Origin of the sequence: Paenisporosarcina sp. TG20 (assembly GCF_000286315.1) — a bacterium.
Lineage (GTDB): Bacteria > Bacillota > Bacilli > Bacillales_A > Planococcaceae > Paenisporosarcina.
Genome location: NZ_ALJG01000137.1, coordinates 1 through 5,006 on the forward strand (window position 1 = coordinate 1; position 5,006 = coordinate 5,006).

Consider the following 5,006-nt stretch of genomic DNA (forward strand, 5'->3'; position numbering starts at 1 on the left):
GCCTTTGTTCCATTGTGCGCGCCTGCGGGGTCTCACCTGGCCTCGCTTTTCCCACTGGAGTCGCAGCCTGGAACGTAAATCATTCACCTGGTTAAAATAACCGTAATCAAATATAGTTCAAAAAGAAAATATAAAAAATCGTCCGATCTTTTAAAATGAAAGTACCCACATCTAGATTTAGATAGAATTACTAAACAAGAATATCAATGAACAAACTTCACTTCCGCTGAAATTCAAGAGGTTACTTGTGTGCTTTTAAAAAAGGAAATCACGCCTTTACATTTATATGTTTAGCGTAAGTTCCACCGTGAAAATTACATTTATCGGTTTAGCGTGAATCCCACCTGGAAAGTTCATGTTAGTCTCCATATACTAAAAACACTATGAATACAGGGTTTTTGGTACTCTATAGTCATATACTTTCTTATGTTTTTTAAAAATCGTGCATTGATTTTTAATACTTTTGGTAAACATGGCTTTTGTTAAAGGTCTACTTTTAGTATTCAAGTCGTTCCTAGTATTTGTAATTGCCTTTTTTCTTACTCATAAGTTGGGTTGGTATGGGCAATATATAGTGAAAGGAGGGTTTTTTATGTCCAATATTCTTGAATCTTTAGGAAGCCTTTTACAAAATAAATTAGACAATGAAGAACGAGCACCATTACATGTAGGAGAGGTAATGAATTGTTGGATGTTTCTAGCGGCTATTCACGAAGCTAATATTTTCACTCAAATAGCTTTAAATACAACATCAGATGATGAATTGCAAGAGATGTTAAGAGATAGTGCGAAATCGTGTGAAAAACAAACAAAATCGATGAAAAATTTTCTAGTGAATGAAGGGATACCGTTACCACCTTTAACGGAACATAAGCCAAAATCGGAAACTGTGGGCATCCCATCTGGTGTTAAGATGACGGATGATGAAATAGCAAATGGGGTTTCGTTAAAAGAGGTTACGGCTATCTTATTATGTACAAACGGTATGACACAAGCTGTCCGTGATGATGTAGGTAAAATGTTCTTACAGTTTTTACTGGAAAAAGTTAATTTTAATACTTCACTTAAAAATATGATGCGTAAAAGAGGGTGGATAAAGGTTCCCCCCTATTTCACACCACCCGCAATGCCGAAGAAATAAATAGTTAAGTTTGATCACAATTTCCGCGTAAAAGAAACATAGTAAGGATTGATGCCCCTTTTTTTACTATATGATCAGGTAATAGCGGCGGCACTTCTAGTCATCTTCTTTAGATTGTAATGTAGTCCATTCATTTTAGAATTCCTTACTTACCCCATTACTCGAGAATAAGTAGTAACTAAATCAATTCGGGGCTCTGTGCTAATAACAATTCATAATTATCAAGTCTCTAAAATTTTAATAAAGTCATGTGATTCAGTGGTTTCCAATTATTATTATATTGATCAATTCGATGTTAAACCTATTGTTGTACAATAATAGCTGGTCAGATAAAATTATAAATTACCTTTTGTTTTTAGGTAACAAAAGGTAATACCAGTAATTTAAAATGTCATCTACCCATGAGGAAACGGTTTAAATTGAATATTTAACCGGCATTAAGAAAGAGGATTAGCTCCAGCAACAAAATAATGCTGAGTTTCTATCTTACATCTTTATGCCTAACGAATTGTTCATATAGCTAAGAATGTTAGTTATAGTTCCAAGTATTCTTCTAGTGTTTGTTTGTGTGTATACATATCAGTTGCAGATTCAACACCAACATAGCGGAAGTGCCATGGCTCGTGCATGTAACCTGTAACCTCTTCTTTACCTAAAGGATAGCGTAAAATAAAGCCGTATAAATGAGCATTTTGAGCGACCCATTTTCCAGCCGGCGTCTCACCAAAGGATTGCGCGGCCCAATGCTGTTCAAAGTTTTTCTCACCTATATCAAATGCTAACCCAGACTGATGTTCAGAATAACCAGGACGAGCGCTATATTGATCCGCTAGTTCTTGTCCATCTTTTGCTACGTATTGGTTGTAGAGGGTTTCTTGTCTCTCGAATGAACGGAATGTACTAAAGGCAACCAGTTCGAATCCATCTAGTCTTGCAGCTGCAGCCAATTGATTAAATGATTCTCGAGCTTTTGGATCCTCTCCTTTATTGTAATCTTTAGGTAGTGGGTATCTTTTATTTACTACTAGCAACTGATTTATAATAGTTGGAGAATTTGGATGTTCTTGATTTGGCAAATATGTATTATTTGCTGGTTTCTCTACAGGTGGTTCGGGACTTTCTTTTGGCTCTTCAGGTGTTGAGATAGGTGGTTTAGTTTTAGTTGGTCCGTCGATAGAAATATCTTCTTCTCCATTGGATTGTTGTGAACTATCTTGTGGTTCAAGAGTTGTTTGTGTTTCTTGATTGAGTGCAGATAAACTATCATCAAGATTCCAGTTATGTAATCCTAACCAAGTCAAAGGGACAATGATCAATATGCTACTTATAATACCTGATACGACAATTGGCCATTTCTTTTTATTGTTTTTATTAAATCGATATTTACGAGATTGCATGAGAAGCCTACTTTCATTTAATGTACCTTTATTTTACCATTAAACTGTTTTAAGATGGTACATGACATCGTCTTTTTGCTATAATATATTCGATATAGATTAGAGGTTCACTTATGATAAATTCTCAAAAATGGTTATCGATTAACTTCTTTACATTCTTCTTTACATGGGGTGTATTCCTTCCCTTTTGGACAGGCTGGCTAACAACTGAAAAAGGTCTCACAGTTTTTCAAGCAAGTATCATTATGGGCTTCGGAATGCTAGCACGTGCTTTTTCAACATTTGTATTATTTCCTGCTGCTACAAAGCTATTCTCAATTCGCAAGGTTATGATATGGACAGCATTTTTATCGTTCCTTACTATGTCTTTTTATACGATAGGCGATTCATTTGCAACATTACTCGTCATTACTATTTTGTTCAGCATAGTCTACCCTGTTTTATTGCCTGCCATGGAAAGTAGCGCTTCTGTCTTGATGCAAAAAGAGCGAATACATTATGGAAAAAGTAGATCTTTCGGATCCATTGGCTATACGTTAGCACTTCTATTAATCGGGGTTACAACAGCCATATGGAAAGAACAATCTATTTTGTGGGTAATGTTAGTTGGTCTTGCTGTAATGTGGTATCTTTATACCCGTCCCTTCCCACCAGTGTTGTCGATTCAGCCGAAAGTGACAAAAGGTGCCCAAAAATCCGACTTTAAAAGTTTACTTTCTTTTAGACCATTTGTAATTATCCTCTCGCTTGCTATTCTACTTCAAGGAGCACATGCTTCCTATTATAATTTTGGTTATATTTATTTACAGGACCTTGGGGTGAACAGTTTTTATATCGGCTTAGTCTTAAATGTGGCTATTCTTTTAGAGATTTTGTTTTTTGCACGTGCTGACACCCTCTTCTTAAACACAAAAGTATCAACAATGTTTTTAATTGCCGGAATTGGCTCTACTTTGCGTTGGATTCTAATCTTTGCCTTCCCCTCTCTATGGGTTTTTATTTTAACGCAACTGCTACATGCTTTTTCATTCGGTGTAGCCCATTACGCATTTATGCAATTTATTTCTAAACGTTTATCACATGATCAAATTCCTGCAGCACAAGGTATGTACGCTGCTTTTGCCATGAGTTTAAGTATTGCAGTATTAACTTTCGCTGGTGGTTATTTGTATGAGATTAATCCTGGCTATGCTTTTCTTGGGATGACAGTTTTTTCATTCCCAGCTGTATTGCTTGTTTTACTAACGAGAAAAAGGTTCTCCTACTAAAAATCTTTTTCATAAAGTACGGACACAAAAAAGTATCTTCTCTCGAACAGTATAATAAGAAAAATCGAGACAGGAGTGTACCTATATGTCACAAATCTCTAAATTCGATGTTCTCCTATTAATGCACCAAATAGACGAACTTTTACAAAATCGAAAAAAAGATAGCAATAAGGATAATAAAACAAAAAAGCTTGTAACCGTTTAGGTTACAAGCTTTTTTATTTTATAACTGCACATGCAATACGGTCACCAGAATTCCCAGAGGGGTCCGTTATATAGTCGTCCGCGTTTTCATGAATTATTAATGAACTGCCATCCTTATCAAGTAAAGAATTTGGCTTCCCTTTTGTAAGAGTCACACTCGGTGATGTAATTTCTAAATCAACCTCTCCTTCTTTGGTTACTTTCAAGTTCGGAAGGTCTCCGGCATGATAGCCTTTTGGATCTTCAAAGCCATGTTGTTTATTAGTGGGATTGAAATGACTGCCAGCTGTTTTAAAATCTGGTTTGTCACAACTTCCTACTTCATGTATATGAATTGCTTTTTCGCCGGGAGATAACCCTTGTAGTAATAACCGGATCCTTACCCCTGCTTCCGTTTCTGTTAATTCGGCAGTTCCTATTTCATTTCCAGTAGAATCCACAACCTTGGTAGCTAGTGAATTTTCAATTTCAGCACTAACAGGAATTAACTCTGTTTGTTGACTGCATCCTGTTACTAGTAATAGGATACATACGATTATCCAATTCTTCACAAAAAAACCTCCATGAAATGATTTCTCATTAACATGATTGCTTATATTTCAGGATTTATACATTTGCATTAAAATTATCAACAAAACCCTACAAAAGAGCAGCAAAAAAATGGACATCGACTTTCATCCATTTTACTTAACGTTCAAGACTGCACGAATTCCATTAGTTTAATCAAATAAAAAGGTCATACAAAAAAAGACATAATTGACCCTTAATAATAAAGGTTACTTCGATGATACTACCCATTGCTATGATTACTCCATAAATCAATTTTCGATTACTAGAAAAAACTCAGATTCCACAAATGTGAAAGAAGTATAATCATTTGTTATTCTGATATTCACATTTATATTTTCTAATCAATATAAGAAAAAACGGGCAAAGTCGCCCGGTCCTTTAATAAGATAGCCTTCTATTTAAGCCTACTGATTTCCGTTACAGGCG

The 5,006-nt window shown here is 35.4% G+C and carries 4 protein-coding genes; 2 read left to right on the forward strand and 2 right to left on the reverse strand.

The window, feature by feature from the left end:
• Positions 1 to 592 precede the first annotated feature (592 nt).
• Positions 593 to 1,141 carry a DUF3231 family protein gene (locus B371_RS0101545; RefSeq protein WP_019412565.1) on the forward strand — a complete coding sequence of 183 codons (549 nt, stop codon included), beginning with the start codon at positions 593 to 595 and terminating at the stop codon, positions 1,139 to 1,141.
• Positions 1,142 to 1,674: 533 nt separating this feature from the next.
• On the opposite strand, the gene B371_RS0101550 is transcribed toward B371_RS0101545, so the two are convergent.
• Positions 1,675 to 2,538 carry a D-alanyl-D-alanine carboxypeptidase family protein gene (locus tag B371_RS0101550; RefSeq protein WP_019412566.1) on the reverse strand — a complete coding sequence of 288 codons (864 nt, stop codon included), beginning with the start codon at positions 2,536 to 2,538 and terminating at the stop codon, positions 1,675 to 1,677.
• A 113-nt stretch (positions 2,539 to 2,651) separates the two neighbouring features.
• On the opposite strand from B371_RS0101550, the gene B371_RS0101555 reads away from it, so the two are divergent.
• Positions 2,652 to 3,806 carry an MFS transporter gene (locus B371_RS0101555; RefSeq protein WP_019412567.1) on the forward strand — a complete coding sequence of 385 codons (1,155 nt, stop codon included), beginning with the start codon at positions 2,652 to 2,654 and terminating at the stop codon, positions 3,804 to 3,806.
• 218 nt (positions 3,807 to 4,024) lie between these two features.
• Here the strand turns inward: B371_RS0101555 and B371_RS0101565 are convergent, their stop codons facing one another.
• Complete coding sequence (locus B371_RS0101565; protein ID WP_019412569.1) at positions 4,025 to 4,561, reverse strand: superoxide dismutase family protein; 537 nt, start codon at positions 4,559 to 4,561, stop codon at positions 4,025 to 4,027.
• Positions 4,562 to 5,006 lie beyond the last annotated feature (445 nt).

Bases quoted from the DNA above. Each gene is read 5' to 3' on its own strand.
- B371_RS0101550 (WP_019412566.1), bottom strand. From the start codon at position 2,538: ATGCAATCTCGTAAATATCGATTTAATAAAAACAATAAAAAGAAATGG.
- B371_RS0101545 (WP_019412565.1), top strand. From the start codon at position 593: ATGTCCAATATTCTTGAATCTTTAGGAAGCCTTTTACAAAATAAATTA.
- B371_RS0101555 (WP_019412567.1), top strand. From the start codon at position 2,652: ATGATAAATTCTCAAAAATGGTTATCGATTAACTTCTTTACATTCTTC.